Raw genomic sequence first — 16,164 nt, forward strand, 5'->3', positions numbered from 1 at the left:
GATGGGATCCCCCGGTCAAGCCGGGGGATGACGAGAAGGTTGCGTGAGGTGAAGCCCGCAGGGCTGAACCAGAACCTGGGTGAAGCGCAAAGCGCGAACCAGCTACACGGTTGCAGGAAGGCCAATCTGCCGCCAGCGGAAGCCCGCCGGGAGGCGGGCTGAGTCTGGACGGCCGGTCAGGCCGAGTGAGAAAAAGCGCCTCTTTGGCTCCACCTTTCTGGCGCAAGCAGAAAGGTGGAAAACACGGGTCCCGGCCAAGCCGGGATCAAGCGGTGCCAGGCCGGTGCCAGAGCACATTCCGCAAAATGTCCACCGGACTTGGCAATCTGGCCATAAGCGGTCCATGCGCCTGACCAAAGCCCATCGTCCCCTGCCACTCATGGTGCCCTCACACGCCCGGCGCACCTTGCCCGCCGTCGTGGCGCTGGGGCCGCGTCCACAATCCTGGAGTCCGCCATGGCCCGCCATCTGCGTCTGGAAGTGAGAGTCATCCTAAGGTCATTGGCTTGGCTGGGCATGGCCGCATTGGCTTATGCCGGTGAGCCAATGGACAGCGACAGCACCGGCAGCGCCATCTTCATCCACCCCGACGGCAGCGGCCTGTCCAGTTGGGCAGCCCTGCGTCTGCTGGATCAGGGACCGGACGGCCAGCTGAATTGGGACCAGTTGGAGCGCATGGGCCTGTACCGGGGCCACCTGGCCAACAGCGCCGTTTCCAGTTCCAACGGTGGCGCCACGGCACACGCGTTCGGGGTCAAGGCCCGCCACAAGGCTTTCGGTAGCCATCCGGCGCGGCCGCTCACCGCTCTCTCCGGCAGCGATCGAAGTGTGTTGCTGGAGGCGCGGGACGCGGGCATGGGAACAGCCCTCATCAACAGCGGCCACATCGGGGAGCCCGGCACGGCGGCCTTCGTGGCCAACAGCCGCCTGCGCACGGACACGGACACCATCGCCGTGCAGGTGGTGCGCAGCGGGGTGGACATCCTGTTCTCCGGCGGCGAGACCCTGCTGTTGCCCGAGGGCATGACCGGCCACTTTGGCGAACCGGGGGTGCGCAAGGACGGACTAGATGTCATCGCACTGGCCCGGGAGTTGGGCTATTCCGTGGTGTTCACACGCGCCGAGCTGCTGGCACTGCCCGACAGCACCCGACGGGTGCTGGGCATTTTCGCCCCCTTCCACACCTTCCACGACCAACCCGAGGAAAGCCTGCAGGTGAAGGGGCTGCCCCTCTACCGGGACGACGCCCCCACGGTGGCAGAAATGTTGGCCAAGGCCCTGGCCCTGCTGACCGCGCGGGGGCGGCCCTTCCTGGTCGTGCTGGAAGAAGAGGGCACGGACAACTTCGCCAACGCCAACAACGCGGCCGGCACCTTGGAGGCCCTGCGCCGGGCGGATGCGGCCATCGGCGTGGCGCTGGAGCATATCCACCGTCACCCGGACACCTTGCTGCTCACCGCGGCGGACAGCGAGGCGGGCGGCATGGACGTGGTGCCGGTGTCGGAGTCCAGCCTGTCCGATCAACTCAAGCCGTGGGACGGCAACGGAGCGCCTTGGGACGGCGTGGACGGCCGGGGCACGGCGCCCTTCCTCTCCGCCCCGGACCGCTTCGGCACCCGCCATCGCTTCGGCATTTGCTGGGCCAGTGCCGAGGATTTGGGCGGCGGCGTGGTGGCGCGGGCCCACGGCCTGCATGCGGACCGGCTACCCACCAACACGGACAACACGGACATCTATCGCATGCTGCATCTAACCATGTTCGGGCGTTGGCTGCCGGCGGATCCGCCCCTGCATCCCTGATCCGGTCGGTGCCAGGCCGGTGCCAGAGCACTGTCAAGCAGCATTAACAGCTGCGCATCCGCGGCCGAAATGACAGCCTTGTGATGGGATCCCCCGGTCAAGCCGGGGGATGACGAGAAGGTTGCGTGAGGTGAAGCCCGCATGGCTGAACCAGAACCTGGGTGAAGCGCGAAGCGCGAACCAACTACACGGCACCAGGAATCACACCGCTCGGCCGTCTGTCTGACGGCGGCCGTGAGGCCGCCTAGTTACGGCCGCTGAGAAAAAGCGCCTCTTTGGCTCCACCTTTCTGGCGCAAGCAGAAAGGTGGAAATCACGGGTCCCGGCCAAGCCGGGATCAAGCGGTGCCAGGCCCGTGCCAGGCCCGTGCCAGGCCCGTGCCAGACCAGTGCCAGGCCGGTGCCAGGCCAGTGCCAAGCCGGTGCCAGGTCGGTGCCAGGTCGGTGCCAAGCCGGTGCCAGGTCGGTGCCAGGCCGGTGCCAGGTCAGTGCCAGGCCGGTGCCAGAGCACGTACTGCGGTTCGTCCAGCGGACCTGACAGCCCAGGGCTCACGGGTGGATCGCCCGCGCCCGTGTCGAATTCCCCACCCCCTCCGTACCGCCAGCGCCCGCCGGATGCCATCTTGCCCCCAGCAAAACCGGAGTCGCCATGTCCCGCCCGCTTGTCCCCGCCCACATCCGCGACCTGATGCCCTATAAACCCGGCAAGCCCATCCGCGAGGTGCAGCAGGAATTGGGGCTGGAACACGTGGTGAAACTGGCCTCCAACGAGAACCCACGCGGCGCCAGTCCGCTGGCGCTGGAGGCCGTGCGCCGCAGTCTGGCCGAGCTGGCGCGCTACCCGGACGTAGGCGCGCTGGAGCTGCGCGACGCGCTGGCCGAGCACCACCAGGTGCGGCGCGAGAACATCGTCTGCGGGGCGGGTTCGGAGAGCATCCTGGCCACCATCCTGCGCACCTTCCTGGAGGACGACGACGAGCTGCTCACCAGCGAGGGCACCTTCGTGGGCTTCTACGTGCTGGCCCAGAGCCGGGGCGTCACCCTGCGCACGGTGCCGCTGCGCGACTACGCCTTCGACCTGGAGGCGCTGGCCGAGGCCATCGGCCCGCACACGCGGCTGGTCTACCTGGCCAACCCCAACAACCCCACCGGGACCATCTTTACGCGGGCGGAGTTCGGCCGCTTCATGCAGCGCGTGCCCGAGCACACGCTGGTGGTGCTGGACGAGGCCTACATCGACTACGTGGCCCCGGAGGCCGATTACCCGGACAGCCTGCTCTACCGCTTCGACAACGTGCTCACCCTGCGCACCTTCTCCAAGAGCCACGGCCTGGCCGGCCTGCGGCTGGGCTACGGACTGGCCCACGGCGACCTGATCACCAACCTGATGAAGGTCAAGCTGCCCTTCGAACCCAGCGTCCCGGCCCAGGCGGCGGGCGTGGCCGCGCTGGCCGACACGGCCTTCCTCCACGAAACCGTCCGCCTGAACGCCGCGGGCCGCGCGCGGCTGGAAGAGCTGCTCCACGCCAAGGGCCTGAACTGCGCGCCCAGCCAGGCCAACTTCGTCATGTTCCCGCTGGCCGACCCCGAACAGGCCGACGACTTCGCGCGCCACTGCCTGCTGCGCGGCGTGATCGTCCGGCCGCTGGGCGCCTTCCGGCTGCCGCACTGCATCCGCGTCTCCACCGGCCTGCCCGCGGAGATCGAGGAGTTCGGCGAGGCGCTCAAGGCCTGGTAGGGGCCGCCTCCGGTTCGGGATCCGGCCGCACTTCGCCCCGGGTCCGCTGGTCTTTCCACAACCCCGAAACGGTGTGTCGATGGAACGACGCCTTGAGATCCAGCTCCAGCCCGACGACACGGCCTGCGGCCCCACCTGCCTGCAGGCGATCTATCACTACTTCGGCGACGAGATCCCGCTGCCCCGCCTGGTGAAGGAGATCACGCGCGTGCGGGGCGGCGGCACGCTGGCCGTCTTCCTGGCCAACCACGCGCTGGAGCGCGGCTACAAGGCCACGCTCTACACCTACAACCTGCACCTCTTCGACCCCACCTGGTTCCATCCGCCGGTGCCCGACCTGCCGCGCCGGCTGCGCGAGCAGGCGCTGTTCAAGAACAAGAGTCGGCTCAGCGTGGCCACCGAGGCCTACCTGCGCTTCCTGCAGCTGGGCGGCGAGCTGCGCTTCGAGGACCTGACCAAGCACCTGCTGCGCGGCTTTCTGCACCGCGGCCAGCCGATCCTCACCGGGCTGAGCTCCACCTACCTCTACCACTCCATGCGCGAACGCGAGGAGGATGAGGAAGAGGACGACCTCTGCGGCACGCCCACCGGACACTTCGTGCTGCTCAGCGGCACCAAGCCCGGCGGGCTGGTCCAGGTGGCCGACCCCTACCAGCACCATCCGCTGGCCGACAACCCCTACTACCACGTGCCGATGGATCGCGTGCAGGGCGCCATCCTGCTGGGCGTGCTGACCCATGACGCCAACTTCCTGATCATCCGTCCGCGTCACAGAAACGAGTAAGCCATGGATGTCCTGATCGTCGTGAACAACCCGGCCGACTGGCCGCTCTCCACCGCCAAGGTGGAGCTGATGGCCGCCCGCGACTACCTCACCAGTCCGGCGGCCATCGAGCGCAAGAACCTGCGGATCTTCAACCTCTGCCGCTCCTACCGCTACCAGAGCACGGGCTACTACGTCAGCCTGCTGGCGGAGGCCCGCGGCCACCGGCCCTTCCCGGACCTGACCACCATCCAGGACCTGAAGAGCAGCGCCATGCTGCGCCTGCACTCGGAGGAGCTGGACGAGGACATCCAGCGCGCCCTGGCCGGGCTGCGCTCCAAGGAATTCACGCTCAGCATCTACTTCGGCCGCAACCTGGCACGCAAGTACGACCGGCTCTGCCAGCAACTCTTCAAGTCCTTCCAGGCGCCCTTCCTGCAGGCGCAGTTCTCCTGGCACGAGGCCGAGCAGCGATGGCACCTGCAGAGCATCCGGCCCCTGGCCGCCAGCGAGATTCCCGCCGAGCACCTGAGCTTCGTGCACGAACGCATCCTGGACTTCTTCGCCGGCAGCCAGCGTGTGACACGGCCCCGCCACCGCTGGCGCTACGACCTGGCCATCCTTTGGGACGAGCAGGCCGTCCAGCGGCCCTCCAACGCCCGGGCCATCCGCCACTTCGTCCGCGCGGCGGAGTCCCTCGACCTGGCCACCGAGGTGATCTCGCGTGACGATGGCGGCCGGCTGGCGGAGTTCGACGCGCTGTTCATCCGTGACACAACCAACGTCCACCACTACACCTACCGCTGGGCGCGCCGGGCCGTGGCCCAGGGTCTGGTGGTGGTGGACGACCCGGTCTCCATCCTCAAGTGCTCCAACAAGGTCTTCCTGGCCGAGCTGCTGCAGAAGCACCGGCTGGCCACGCCGCGCACGCTGATCTGCTACAAGGAAATCGGCCCGGACGTGGAGCGCGAACTGGGCCTGCCCATCATCCTCAAGCAGCCCGACTCGAGTTTCTCCCAAGGCGTGGTGAAGGCGGAGAGCCTGGAGGAGCTCCAGGTCGAGGCACAACGCATGTTCGCCAAGAGCGACTTGCTCATCGCCCAGTCCTACCTGCCCACCACCTTCGACTGGCGGGTGGGGATCTTCGACCGCCAGCCGATCTTCGTCTGCCGCTACCACATGGCGGACAAGCACTGGCAGATCGTGCGCCACGACGACGAGACCGGCGATCCCACCTACGGCCGGGTGGACTCGATCCCTGTCGAGCACGCGCCCACGCCGCTGATGAAGATCGCCCTCAAGGCGGCCAATCTGATCGGCGACGGGCTTTACGGCGTGGACATCAAACAGATCGGCGACCAGTTCGTGGTCATCGAGGTCAACGACAATCCCAACATCGACGCCGGCTTCGAGGACGAGATCCTCAAGGACGAACTTTACCTGCGGATCATGCGCGTCTTCCTGCGCCGCATCGAACAGAGCAAGACGGGAGGCTGGAGCGCATGACCCCGGGCCTGCTGACGGGCTTCGGCCTGGAGCTGGAGCACATCATCGTGGACGCCCGCTCGCTGGATCCGTTGCCCCTGGCGGACCGGCTGCTGGCCGCCGCCGCCGCCGAACCCGGCGCGCGGACGGATGGCGAGCCCGGCGCGGCCGTGGACGACGTGGAGTTCGCCGCTCCCGGAGCGGATGAGGCGGGCGTCTTCGGCTGGTCCAACGAGCTGGTGCTGCACGTGGTGGAATTCAAGACCGTCGGCCCCGTCCCCGCGCTGAGCGGGCTGGCGGCGGGCTTCCAACAGCAGGTGTCGCTGGCCAATCGGTTGCTGGAGCCGTTGGGGGCGCGCCTCCTGCCCGGCGCCATGCACCCCTGGCTGGACCCGGAGCGGGACACGCGACTCTGGCCCCACGGCCACCGCGAGATCTACGCCGCCTACGACCGCATCTTTGGCTGCCGGGGCCACGGCTGGAGCAACCTGCAGAGCGCGCACCTGAATCTGGCCTTCTCGGGCGACGCCGAGTTTGCGCGCCTGCACGCCGCCGTGCGCCTGCTGCTGCCGCTGATTCCCGCCTTGGCCGCCAGCTCGCCCGTGCTCGATGGACGTCTCACGGGCTGGCTGGACCGCCGCCTGGACGTCTACCGCGGCAACCAGGCCCGCATCCCGTCCATCGCCGGCCTGGTCGTGCCCGAGCCCGTCTGGAACCGCCGGGACTACGAGGAGCGCATCTTCCGACGGATCTGGGCCGACATCGCACCGCTGGACCCGGAGGGTCTCCTCCAGCATGAGTGGCTGAACTCCCGCGGGGCCATCGCCCGCTACGACCGGATGGCGCTGGAGATCCGCGTGGTGGACGTGCAGGAGTGCCCGGCGGCGGACGAGGCCGTGGCCGCGGCCATCGTGCAGGGGCTGGACTGGTTGATCCAGGAGCGCTGGGCGCCGCTGGCCGCGCAGCAGGCCCTGGACACCGAGACCCTGGCGGCGCAGCTCTGGGTCTGCGCGCGCGACGGTGAGCGCGCCCGAGTCACCGATCCCGCCCTGTTGGCCTGTTTCGGTGTGTCACACCCGCTGGAGGCGGGCGAACTCTGGCGCCGGATCCTGGCCGAACGCCCGCGGCTGGATGACGAGCAATCGGGCAACCTGGATCTCATCCTCGAGCGCGGCCCGCTGGCCCGCCGGCTGCTGGAGGCGCTGGGGCCCGAGCCGGACCGGCCGCGCCTGCGGGAGGTGTGGGGGGAATTGGCGGACTGCCTGGCGCAGGGACGGCTCTTCCTGCCCTAGGCGGGATCGGCGCCGCGCATGCTGCAGCACCACATGCGTTAGGGACAGCAGAGCGGCAAGTCGATCCGGGAGGATGTGTCAGGCTGCGTCGTGGGTGACGTGGCGGGACGTGATGACTGCCGCTACTCCTTGGCGAAGAGCTCGCGGTAGCCCGGCTCACGGGACAGCAGTTCGTCGTGGCGGCCCTGGTGCAGGATCCGGCCCTGCTCCAGCCAGAGCACGCGGTCGGCCACCCGGGCGGTGGCCTCGCGATGGGTGGCCACCAGCACGCCGGTCTCGGGCAGCTGGTCGCGCAGGCGTTCCCAGAAGCGGCGCTCGGTGGTGGCGTCCAGGGCGCTTGTGGCGTCGTCCAGCAGGAGGAAGTCCGGCCGCGCAGCCACGGCCCGCGCCAGGGCCACCCGGCCACGCTGGCCGCCGGAGAGTCCCACGCCGCCTTGTTCGATGCGCCGGCCGGGAGGGAACTCCGTCTCCACGCAGGCCACGGCCAGGGCGGCCTCCACCTGGGCCTGCTCCAGCCCGGCCCGGCCCAGGCTCACGTTGTCCGCGACCTCGCCCGAGAAGAGCAGGCTCTCCTGGGGCACCCAGCCCAGCCGACGGCTGCGCACGGCGGAGGTCAGCTGCTGCACGGGGGTCCCGTCCAGCCGCACCTCGCCCGCCCCCGGCTCCTGGATCCCCGCTGCCAGTTCGAGCAGCGTGGTCTTGCCGCAGCCCACCGGACCCACCACGGCCACGGTCTCGCCGCGCGCCAGCACCAGGCTCAGGTTGTCCAGCAGCGGCGGACCCTCGGGCGTCCAGGCGAAGCTCAGGCCGCTCAGATGCAGGCATTGCGCGTCGTCCGGCGCCGCGCGGCCCGGCTCGCGCTCGGGCAGCGCCTCCACCTGGGACATGCGGTCCACGCTGCTGGAGACCACGTTGGTGGAGACGAAGAACCACGAGATGGTCCAGAGCGGCCCCGTCAGGCTGCCCAGGTAGGCCACGAACGCGTAGAAATCGCCCAGCGAGATCCGCCCGCTGATCAGGTAGCCGCCGCCCACGAAGAGCACGATGACCACGCCGCTCTGGTTGAGCAGCGAGCCCAGCCCCTCGAGCACGGCGCGCAGGGTCAGCACGTTCTTCTCGCTCTTCATCCGCCGCTCCAGGGCCGTCTGGAACAGGGCGTCCTGGGCCTTCTCGGCCGCGTAGGAGAGCACGATGCGCACGCCGCTGAAGGCCGACTCCAGCACGTCCACGGTCTCGCTGGTGCGCTTCTGGCGCTCGCCGTAATGCTTCTCCTGAAGGTGCTCGGTGCGCGTCATCAGCCAGACCACCAGCGGCAGCGGCGCCACGCTGAACAGGGTCAGGCGCCAGTCCAGGCTCATCATCACGATCAGCGAGAACACCAGCCGCAGGATGGCCTCGATGGGACGGAACACGCCCGAGCACGAGTACCAGGCCAGCTTGTCCTCCACGTCGATGTCGTCCGTGAGGCGCGTGACCAGATCGCCGGAGCGGAAGCGGGAGAAGAAGGCCGCCGTCTTGCGCAGGATTCGGCGGAACAGGCCCAGCCGGATCTCCATCGCGTTTTCGAGGTTCTGCGCCGCGCGTGAGACGGGCAGCAGCCACTGGAGGATCTGCTGGAGCAGCCCGGCGCCCAGCAGGGCCAGCACCCACTGGCGCGCGCTGAGCGGGTCGCCCTGCTGCACCAGCTCGTCCAGCACGAACTTGAAAATCAGCGGATAGGTCGTGCTGGCCGCCACGCCCAGGGCGGTCAGCAGCAGCACCAGGCCCATCCCGCGCCGCTGTTTGCGCCAGTAGGGGGCGAACCAGCGCAGCACTTTGCGCAGCGCGCTCATGCCGCCGCCTCCGTCTCGCCCTCGTCGGGTCCGGGCAGGATGGCCGCCGCGCCGTGATGCGCCTGCTGGGTGCGCAGCAACTCGGCGTAGAGGCCGTCCAGGGCCAGCAGCTCGGCGTGCCGCCCCTGCTCGGCCACCGTGCCGCCGCGCACCACCAGGATGCGGTCGGCGTGCCGTACGGTGGAGAGTCGGTGCGCCACCACCAGCGTCGTGCGGCCCCGGGTCAGCAGCTCCAGCGTGCGTTGGATGTGGCGCTCCGTGCGCGGATCCACGCTGCTGGTGGCCTCGTCCAGCACCAGGATCGGCGGATCCACCGCCAGCGCGCGGGCCAGGGCCAGCAGCTGACGCTGGCCGTAGGACAGGTCGGCGCCGCGCTCTGCCAGCACGGCGGCGTAGCCCTGGGGCCGGCGCAGGATCTCCTCCTCGATTCCCGCCACCCGCGCAGCCTCGCGCACGCGCTCGGCGGGCACCTCGGGCCGGAAGGCGCGCAGGTTGTCCTCCACGCTGGCCGGGAAGAGGTAGAGGTCCTGCAGCACCAGGCCGAAGAGCCGCCGGTACTCGCGCGGATCGAACTCGCGGATGTCCGTCCCGTCCAGCAGGATGCGTCCCGCGCTCACGTCCCGCAGACGGGTCACCAGATTGAGGATCGTGCTCTTGCCGCCGCCGGTGGGCCCCACCAGGGCCACGGTCTCGCCGGGTTCCACCACCAGGTTGAAGTCCGTCAGCACGGGCTTGCCGGCCTCGTACTCGAAGGAGACGGACTGGAACTCCAGCCGCCCGGCCCGCCCGGCCCGCGCGGGCAGCGGCTTGGGATCGGCCGGCGCTGGCACCGTGGGCGGCGTGTCCAGCATGGTGAAGATGCGGTCCGCCGCGCCGCCGGCGCGCTGGATCTCGGCCAGTTGCTCGGAGAGCTCGATGATCGGCCAGTAGATCATGCCCGCGTACTGGGCGAACATCACCAGCGTGCCCGCGCTCATGCTCCCGTCGGCGATCCAGGCGCTGCCCAGCCAGAGGGCCAGGCAGGTCATCAGGATCTGCATCAGGCCCATCCCGCCCCAGAGCGAGTACTCCAGCAGGTTGAGCCGGACCACGAAGCGCTTGTAGCCGCGGTTGTGCCCGGCCAGGCGCTCCTCGGCCCAGGCCTCCACGCCCAAGGCCTGGATCAGCCGCGCCGCGGGGGCCAACTCCGCCACCTCGCCCGTGATCTTGGCGTACTGGCGGCGCTCCTCGCGGAAGCGCGCGCGCATCCGGCCGAAGATGAACCAGGTGCCGCCCACCATCACGGGCAGAACGGCGGCGCAGATCAGGAAGAGCCGGTGGTCCACGCGGGAGACGACGAGCACGCTGCCGAAGATCATCACCGTGGCGCTGAGGATGCGTACGGCCATGGTGGAGGTGAGGTTGACCAGCCGCTGGCTGTCGGACTCGATGCGCGAGACCAGCGTGCCCACGGGCTTGGACTCAAGCCAGGGCAGGCCCAGCGCCAGCGCCTTGGCGAAGAGGTCGCGCTTGATCACGTTCACGACTTCCACGCCGCCCCGCCCCAGCAGCACCGTGGCCAACCCGGAGAACAGCGTGCCCAGCGCCAGCAAGGCCGTGTAGACGCCCACGCTGGTCAGCAGCCCGCCCATGTCCTTGGCCGGGTAGTCCACGTCCACGATGCGCTTGAAGATCACCGGCTGGAGCAGCATCAGGCCCACGCCGGCCAGCGCCAGCAGCAGGGCCAGCCCGAAGCGGGGCAGGTGCGGCCGCACGTAGGGATGGACGCGGCGGAGCATGCCCCAGGTGGGCAGCGCGCCCGCCTGGGCCTCCGTCTCGTTGTCGCGGTCCCACCACATCCAGCCATCTCCGGGTTGCGCCGCACCGGCCGGAGTCCGCACAAAAAGAGCCGGCAAGAGGCCGGCGCCGACGGAGTGGCTGGGTCAAGGCGTGTGCTTCATCCTAGCAGAGCCTATGACCTTTGTCAAGACTCGCCCGGGCGGGGTCTATCACCAGAACCAACCACCAATGCCCATCAACACAGAGACACAGAGGCACAGAGACAAGATTGGAGGGTAGAAGGCGGAGGCGAGTGTGTAGCGCACGCCAGCCGAAGGATGAGGATGCGAGTGCTTCGAATGATCAATGACTGAGTGCGCGAAACTCAAACTCGACGCAGAGACACAGCGAGATCCAACTCCGTCTCTGTGTCTTTGTGTCTCTGTGGAAAAAGCTCCAAAGACCTTCCCCTCGTGTGACACAAATCGTCTTCGAGCCTTGGAGGCTGCGTGCGCAACTGGATTCTCGGACGATCCAATTCCAACCCCGGCCAGGTCCAGTCTGAACTCTGTGCCTCTGTGTCTCTGTGGTGGAATCCCGATCCCTGGCCTCAGACCGGACCAGGATGAGTCTCCGCCGGCCCGGGATCAGCCAGGCGCAGGGCCAGCAGGATCAGGCCGCCGCCCAGCCACTCCAGCGGGCCCAGCTTCTCCCCCAGGATCCAGACGGCCATCAGCGCGGCGAAGACCGGCTCGAAGGAGTAGACCAGGGCGGCCCGCTCCGGCGTGGTGTCCGGCTGGTAGCGCAGCTGCAGGCCCAGCGCCACCACCGTGCCGAACACGCTGTTGATGAAGAGCGAGACCGCCAGCTGGCTGTCCAGGCGCATCCGCGCCTCGCCCAGCAGCAGCCAGCCCGCCAGCGAGAGCGCGGCCACGGTGGCGATCTGCCAGAAGTGCAGGCTCCAGACCTTGCCCGCCACGGGCAGCCGGTCGGCCAGCAGGATCTGCAGCGCAAACAGCAGGGCGCAGAGCAGGGTCAAGAATTCGCCCGGGCCCAGGACCAGCGGCTCGCCCCCCAGGCTCAGGCCGCTGAGCAGGGCCACGCCCGCCAGGGAAACGCCCGCCGCGCCCAGCGAGCGCGCCGAGGGCCGGCGCAGATTCCAGGCGGCCAGCAGCAGCGGGACCAGCACGATGTAGAGCGCCGTGAGGAAGCCCGAGCGCGAGGCGCTGATGGTCTGCAGCCCCAGGGTCTGGGTGAGGAAAGCCAGGAAGAGCACGACGCCCAGGCCCAGGCCGCGGCGCCGGGTGACGGCGTCGCGCAGGTCGAGCTGGCGGCCGAAGATCAGCAGACAGGCGGGAATCGCCAGCCCGAAGCGCAGACTGAGGAAGAGCCAGGGATCCGTGCCGGAGAGGCTCTCGCGCACCAGCGAGAAGGTGCTGCCCCAGATCACGCACATCAGCGCCAGGTTGAGTTCCGCCTTGAAGCGCGGGGTCATGCGCGGGAATCCGCGCCGGGCGGGTCGCCCAGGAACTCCAGCAACCAGTCCGCCCAGGCCTCCGGGTGGCTGCGCTGGCTGAGGTGCGCGCCGCCCGGCAGGATGCGCACACGGGTCGGTCCACCCAGCAGGGCGGCCAGCTCGAACGCGTGCCGATCCTCCACCACGCCGTCCAACTCACCCTGGAGCACGGTCACGGGGCAGCGCACGGCGGCCAGTTCCGCCGCGATGCTCCAGCCCTGCGCGCAGATCTCCAGCCAGCCCGAGAACCAGGCGCGCAGGGTGGCGTGCTGGGGCGGTTCGGCGGCGTGCGGAGGGCCGTGCTTCTCCTGAAAGCGGCGCTGCATGTCCAGCAGGGTGGGGATCATGCTGGCCGGTTCCGTGCGGTAGTGGGCCCCTTCCACGGCCACGCCCGCCACGCGCTCCGGCCAGCGGGCGGCGGCCAGCAGAGCCAGGGTGCCGCCGTCGCTGGTGCCCGCCAGGGTCAGCGGACCCGCCGGCGCCAGGGCCTGCAGCACGAGTTCCAGCTGCTCCAGATCGGTTTGGAAGAAGCCGGCGGGAAAGCCGGCCGGACGCGGGTCGCTGAGTCCGTAGCCCAGCCGGTCCACGCGCAGCAGGCGCCAGGGAGGCGCAGCCGTGATCAGGTCGGGAAAGGGCGCGGGCCAGGGTCCGTGGGCGAAGCCGTCCCCGCCGTGGTGCAGCAGGAGCAGCACCCGGCCGTCAGGCGGACCCCATTCCTCCACGTGCAGGCGGCCGGCCGGCGTGGCGATCCAGTGACAGCGGGCTTCCATCGGGGGTCAGCGCCGCGCGTGGCGCAGATCGTGCCGCCAGATCCAGCCCGCCATGCCCAGCAGGACCAGATTGCGCAGGATGGACTTCCAGCCCACGTCTCCGGCCAGCACGCTCATGTAGACGCCCAGTTTGCCGAAGCAGCCGCAGTCCACGTCCAGGCCCATGATCAGCACCCAGGCAAACAGTCCCAGGAAGCCCACCAGCAGGCCGCCCAGCCAGACCACGGCGCCGCGCCGCCAGGGACCCGTGATCAACAGCAGCGCCGCCAGCCCCTCGATCCAGGGCAGGACGATGGCCGGCAGGTTGCTCCAGTCGTAGGGCAGCACATGGAATTTGCGGATGGCGGCGGCGAACTCCGCCGGGTTGAGGATCTTGCCGTAGGCGGCGAAGAGAAAGAGCCCGCCCAGCACCAGCCGGCAGGCCCAGACCAGAATCAGCGCGGACGTGGAGGGACGACGACTCATTTCTCCACCGGTTGACCCAGGGCTTCCCACTCGTCGTAGCCGCCGCTGTAGACGCGGACCTTCTTGAACCCGGCCTTGCCCAACAGGCGGGCCAGGTCGTGGGAGGATTCGCATTCCCCGCCGCTGCAGTAGACCACCACGAGGCTGCCCTTGGGAGCCATCAGCTTCTGCTTGCCGGCGCGGAACTGGTCCACGGGCAGGCAGACGGCGCCGGGAATGTGGCCCTTGTCGAAGTCTTCCAGCTCGCGGGCGTCCACGAAGGTGGCCAGTTCCTTGCGGTGCAGGGCGTCGGCCTCCTCGAAGCCGATCACGGCCAGCTTGGCCGCCGCCACCGCCAGGGTGTCCGCCCCGCCCGCCTTGGCCGTCAGCTGGGCCGCCGGCTTGAGCGGCAGTTTGGTGGCGCCGCGCAACGTGTTCACACAGAAGGCCAGGGCCAGTCCGATGACCCCGATCAGGGCCACTTGCTTCCACGTGGTCATGAGAGTCCTTTCAGGTCAGTCGCAGCGGATTTCCATGGCCGGCCCCGTCTGGCCGGGCAGGTGCCGCGTGTCGATTCGGAATCCCCGGCTCTGGCCGAAGATCTGGTTGAGCACCGGCAGCAGCATCTGCCCGCCGGATCCGCGGCCCGTTCCCGCCACGCCCATGGCGGGCAGCGGACCCTTGAAGCGCTTGACCGCCCAGTAGAGCGGCACCTTGAGCGGCGGCAGCCAGAGCACCAGTCCCTGGCGGCCCTTCTCATGCGGCAGGAAACTCAGGTAGCGGGCCGCGCCCGACACGCCTTGTTCCGTCGCCTTGCGGCGCCGGGAGTAGTCCACGATCAGTCCCAGCCGCAGGCCGCCGTAGAGCAGCAGCCAGCCCAGCCCCAGCCACCAGCCCAGGACCAGCCAGCCCCAGAGCAGCACCAGCCCGAACACGCCGGCCAGCAGGTTGTAGCGGCGCGGCCCGCCCAGGACCACGCAACTGGCCAGGCCCAACAGACTGAAGGGCACGAGTACGATCAGCATCCACATGGCGCCAATATACGATGGACGCCACGGGCTCCAAGCTGGCGGCCTATCCGTCTTGGCCGCGGGGCGACTTCGAGCCCGCATTTCCATATTGCGAACGCCGTCAACGTCCAGGACCGCCGACAGGTTCCGTCAGGAGTTCCGCTTGATCCTCGTCCGCAGCCTGACGGAGGCCATCCGTCCCCCCGCTGACTTCGCCGTACCCTCGTGGCGGCGCGTCTACGGGCTCGCGCTTCCCGCCGCCGGCAGCGCGTTGTTCAACACCCTCTTCAGCATCAACGATTTCCTCTGGGCCCGGCTCATCGGTCCCGAGGCCACCTCGGCCCTGGGCCTGGTGGTGATGGTCACCATCTTCAACGCCGGCCTGATGGCCCTGGTGCAGAAGGGCACGCTGAGCCTCGTGGCCCGTCTGCGCGGGATGGAGGACCGGCAGGGCCTGCGCCGGGCCGCGCTGCAGGGCGTTTTGCTCAGCCTGGGCCTGGGCCTGCTGATGGGCGGCCTGGGCATGCTCTTCAGCCCGCGTCTGCTGGCGGCCATGGGTGGCGAAGGCGAGACCCTGCGGCTGGGCAGCGAGTACCTGCGCCGCATCTACGCCGGCTTCCCCCTGATGAGCCTGGCCATGGTCAGCGACGGCATCTTCATCGGGATGGGCGACACGCGCACGCCCTTTCGCCTGCAGCTGGGCGGCGTGTTCCTCAACGCCAGCCTGAGCGCCCTCTCCATCCTGGTCTTCGGCGCGGGCATCCGGGGCATCGCCCTGGCCAGCGTGCTCACCCGCGGCGTGGTAGGCAGTACGGGCATGTTCCTCCTGGGTGGACGCCTCAATCCCCGTCCGGCGGGAGTGGACGACCGCTGGGTGGCCCGCCTGCGGCGCCGGCTGCCCGGCCGCGGCCAGTGGCGGCTGGAGCCCGGCCTGTGGGCCGAGATCCTGCGCGTGGGCCTGCCGGTGGCCGCCTCGGTCAGCTTCTACTCCGGCATCTTCATGGCCCTGAACCGCGTGCTCTCGCAGTTCGGCCAGCAGGCTTTCGGCGTGATCGGCATCGGCATCCGGGGCAACGAGTCCATCGGCTTCATGGTGCTGGTGGGCTTCGGGGCCGCGGCCAGCGCCCTGACCGGCGAGGCCATGGGTCGCGACAGCCTGCGCAGCGAAGCCCTGCAACCCAGCCTGCTGGGCCGCCACCTGCGGGCCTCGGTGCTGCGCGTGCTGCTGGCCGCCCTGCCCCTGGCCCTGGCCTTCTCCCTGCTCTGGACCCTGGTCCCCGAACACCTCTGCTCCATCTACACCGACGATCCGGAGCTGATCCGCCTCTCCGCCATGTACCTGCGGCTGGCGGCCGTGGCCAACCTGTTCCAAATCCTCGAGCTGATCCTCTCCGAAGGCATGACCGGCGCGGGCATCTCCAGCTACCCGCTCTGGATCACCGTGCCGGGCAACCTGGCCCGCATTCCCCTGGCCTACTTCCTGGTCGCCCACACCGACTGGGGCATCAACGCGGTCTGGGCGGCGATCCTCATCTCCTGCGCCCTCAAAGGCACGGGCATGCTCCTGCTCTTCCTGGGCGCGGACTGGCCTGGCCAGGCGGCCCGGCGCACGCGCGAGCTGGGCCGGCGCGTGGCGGCCTCCCGCGGCTGAGCGAAGACTCAACACAGAGACACAGAGGCACAGAGACACGGATAGAGAGGAAGAAGTCACGCCTTTCGTTGGATCCTGTCTTCCGCCATCGTGCCCGACCTATTCC

At 69.4% G+C, this 16,164-nt stretch carries 13 protein-coding genes; 6 read left to right on the forward strand and 7 right to left on the reverse strand.

Annotation, left to right across the window (positions count from 1 at the left end; all coding sequences use genetic code 11):
* Positions 1-456: 456 nt before the first annotated feature.
* From WC326_10685 to WC326_10705, 5 genes are all read left to right on the forward strand, one after another.
* The gene (locus WC326_10685) at positions 457-1,800 is read left to right on the forward strand and encodes an alkaline phosphatase (GenBank protein ID MFA7331523.1); all 1,344 of its coding nucleotides are present in this window, start codon (positions 457-459) and stop codon (positions 1,798-1,800) included.
* A 648-nt stretch (positions 1,801-2,448) separates the two neighbouring features.
* On the forward strand, positions 2,449-3,537 hold the full coding sequence (gene hisC, locus WC326_10690; GenBank protein MFA7331524.1) for a histidinol-phosphate transaminase: 1,089 nt from the start codon (positions 2,449-2,451) through the stop codon (positions 3,535-3,537).
* A 79-nt stretch (positions 3,538-3,616) separates the two neighbouring features.
* Positions 3,617-4,321 (forward strand): hypothetical protein, encoded by a 705-nt coding sequence (locus WC326_10695; GenBank protein MFA7331525.1) that lies wholly within the window; start codon positions 3,617-3,619, stop codon positions 4,319-4,321.
* A gap of 3 nt (positions 4,322-4,324) precedes the next feature.
* Positions 4,325-5,806, forward strand: coding sequence for a RimK family protein (locus tag WC326_10700; GenBank protein ID MFA7331526.1), 1,482 nt, complete (start codon positions 4,325-4,327; stop codon positions 5,804-5,806).
* Positions 5,803-7,077 carry a glutamate-cysteine ligase family protein gene (locus WC326_10705; GenBank protein MFA7331527.1) on the forward strand — a complete coding sequence of 425 codons (1,275 nt, stop codon included), beginning with the start codon at positions 5,803-5,805 and terminating at the stop codon, positions 7,075-7,077. Before WC326_10700 ends, WC326_10705 begins: the two co-directional genes overlap by 4 nt.
* 122 nt (positions 7,078-7,199) lie before the next feature.
* Here the strand turns inward: WC326_10705 and WC326_10710 are convergent, their stop codons facing one another.
* From WC326_10710 to WC326_10740, 7 genes are all read right to left on the reverse strand, one after another.
* Positions 7,200-8,909, reverse strand: coding sequence for an ABC transporter ATP-binding protein (locus WC326_10710; protein MFA7331528.1), 1,710 nt, complete (start codon positions 8,907-8,909; stop codon positions 7,200-7,202).
* Positions 8,906-10,747: an ABC transporter ATP-binding protein gene (locus tag WC326_10715; protein MFA7331529.1), complete on the reverse strand. Its 1,842-nt coding sequence runs from the start codon at positions 10,745-10,747 to the stop codon at positions 8,906-8,908. Before WC326_10715 ends, WC326_10710 begins: the two co-directional genes overlap by 4 nt.
* A gap of 530 nt (positions 10,748-11,277) precedes the next feature.
* Positions 11,278-12,162 (reverse strand): DMT family transporter, encoded by an 885-nt coding sequence (locus WC326_10720; GenBank protein MFA7331530.1) that lies wholly within the window; start codon positions 12,160-12,162, stop codon positions 11,278-11,280.
* Positions 12,159-12,953: an alpha/beta hydrolase gene (locus tag WC326_10725; protein MFA7331531.1), complete on the reverse strand. Its 795-nt coding sequence runs from the start codon at positions 12,951-12,953 to the stop codon at positions 12,159-12,161. The genes WC326_10720 and WC326_10725 overlap by 4 nt, the downstream gene beginning before the upstream one ends.
* Before the next feature lie 6 nt (positions 12,954-12,959).
* Complete coding sequence (locus tag WC326_10730) at positions 12,960-13,418, reverse strand: MauE/DoxX family redox-associated membrane protein (protein MFA7331532.1); 459 nt, start codon at positions 13,416-13,418, stop codon at positions 12,960-12,962.
* Positions 13,415-13,897 carry a rhodanese-like domain-containing protein gene (locus tag WC326_10735; GenBank protein MFA7331533.1) on the reverse strand — a complete coding sequence of 161 codons (483 nt, stop codon included), beginning with the start codon at positions 13,895-13,897 and terminating at the stop codon, positions 13,415-13,417. Before WC326_10735 ends, WC326_10730 begins: the two co-directional genes overlap by 4 nt.
* Before the next feature lie 15 nt (positions 13,898-13,912).
* Positions 13,913-14,422, reverse strand: a complete 510-nt coding sequence (locus WC326_10740; GenBank protein ID MFA7331534.1) for a hypothetical protein — start codon at positions 14,420-14,422, stop codon at positions 13,913-13,915.
* A gap of 148 nt (positions 14,423-14,570) precedes the next feature.
* Here WC326_10740 and WC326_10745 point away from each other — a divergent pair, with 148 nt between their 5' ends.
* Complete coding sequence (locus WC326_10745) at positions 14,571-16,058, forward strand: MATE family efflux transporter (GenBank protein ID MFA7331535.1); 1,488 nt, start codon at positions 14,571-14,573, stop codon at positions 16,056-16,058.
* Positions 16,059-16,164 lie beyond the last annotated feature (106 nt).

The organism is Candidatus Delongbacteria bacterium, assembly GCA_041675285.1.
GTDB lineage: Bacteria > CAIWAD01 > CAIWAD01 > CAIWAD01 > CAIWAD01 > CAIWAD01.

What these genes read in the sequence shown, in the direction of transcription:
- WC326_10685 (MFA7331523.1), top strand. Translation starts at nt 457, where the DNA reads ATGGCCCGCCATCTGCGTCTGGAAGTGAGAGTCATCCTAAGGTCATTG.
- hisC (MFA7331524.1), top strand. Translation starts at nt 2,449, where the DNA reads ATGTCCCGCCCGCTTGTCCCCGCCCACATCCGCGACCTGATGCCCTAT.
- WC326_10695 (MFA7331525.1), top strand. Translation starts at nt 3,617, where the DNA reads ATGGAACGACGCCTTGAGATCCAGCTCCAGCCCGACGACACGGCCTGC.
- WC326_10700 (MFA7331526.1), top strand. Translation starts at nt 4,325, where the DNA reads ATGGATGTCCTGATCGTCGTGAACAACCCGGCCGACTGGCCGCTCTCC.
- WC326_10705 (MFA7331527.1), top strand. Translation starts at nt 5,803, where the DNA reads ATGACCCCGGGCCTGCTGACGGGCTTCGGCCTGGAGCTGGAGCACATC.
- WC326_10710 (MFA7331528.1), bottom strand. Translation starts at nt 8,909, where the DNA reads ATGAGCGCGCTGCGCAAAGTGCTGCGCTGGTTCGCCCCCTACTGGCGC.
- WC326_10715 (MFA7331529.1), bottom strand. Translation starts at nt 10,747, where the DNA reads ATGTGGTGGGACCGCGACAACGAGACGGAGGCCCAGGCGGGCGCGCTG.
- WC326_10720 (MFA7331530.1), bottom strand. Translation starts at nt 12,162, where the DNA reads ATGACCCCGCGCTTCAAGGCGGAACTCAACCTGGCGCTGATGTGCGTG.
- WC326_10725 (MFA7331531.1), bottom strand. Translation starts at nt 12,953, where the DNA reads ATGGAAGCCCGCTGTCACTGGATCGCCACGCCGGCCGGCCGCCTGCAC.
- WC326_10730 (MFA7331532.1), bottom strand. Translation starts at nt 13,418, where the DNA reads ATGAGTCGTCGTCCCTCCACGTCCGCGCTGATTCTGGTCTGGGCCTGC.
- WC326_10735 (MFA7331533.1), bottom strand. Translation starts at nt 13,897, where the DNA reads ATGACCACGTGGAAGCAAGTGGCCCTGATCGGGGTCATCGGACTGGCC.
- WC326_10740 (MFA7331534.1), bottom strand. Translation starts at nt 14,422, where the DNA reads ATGCTGATCGTACTCGTGCCCTTCAGTCTGTTGGGCCTGGCCAGTTGC.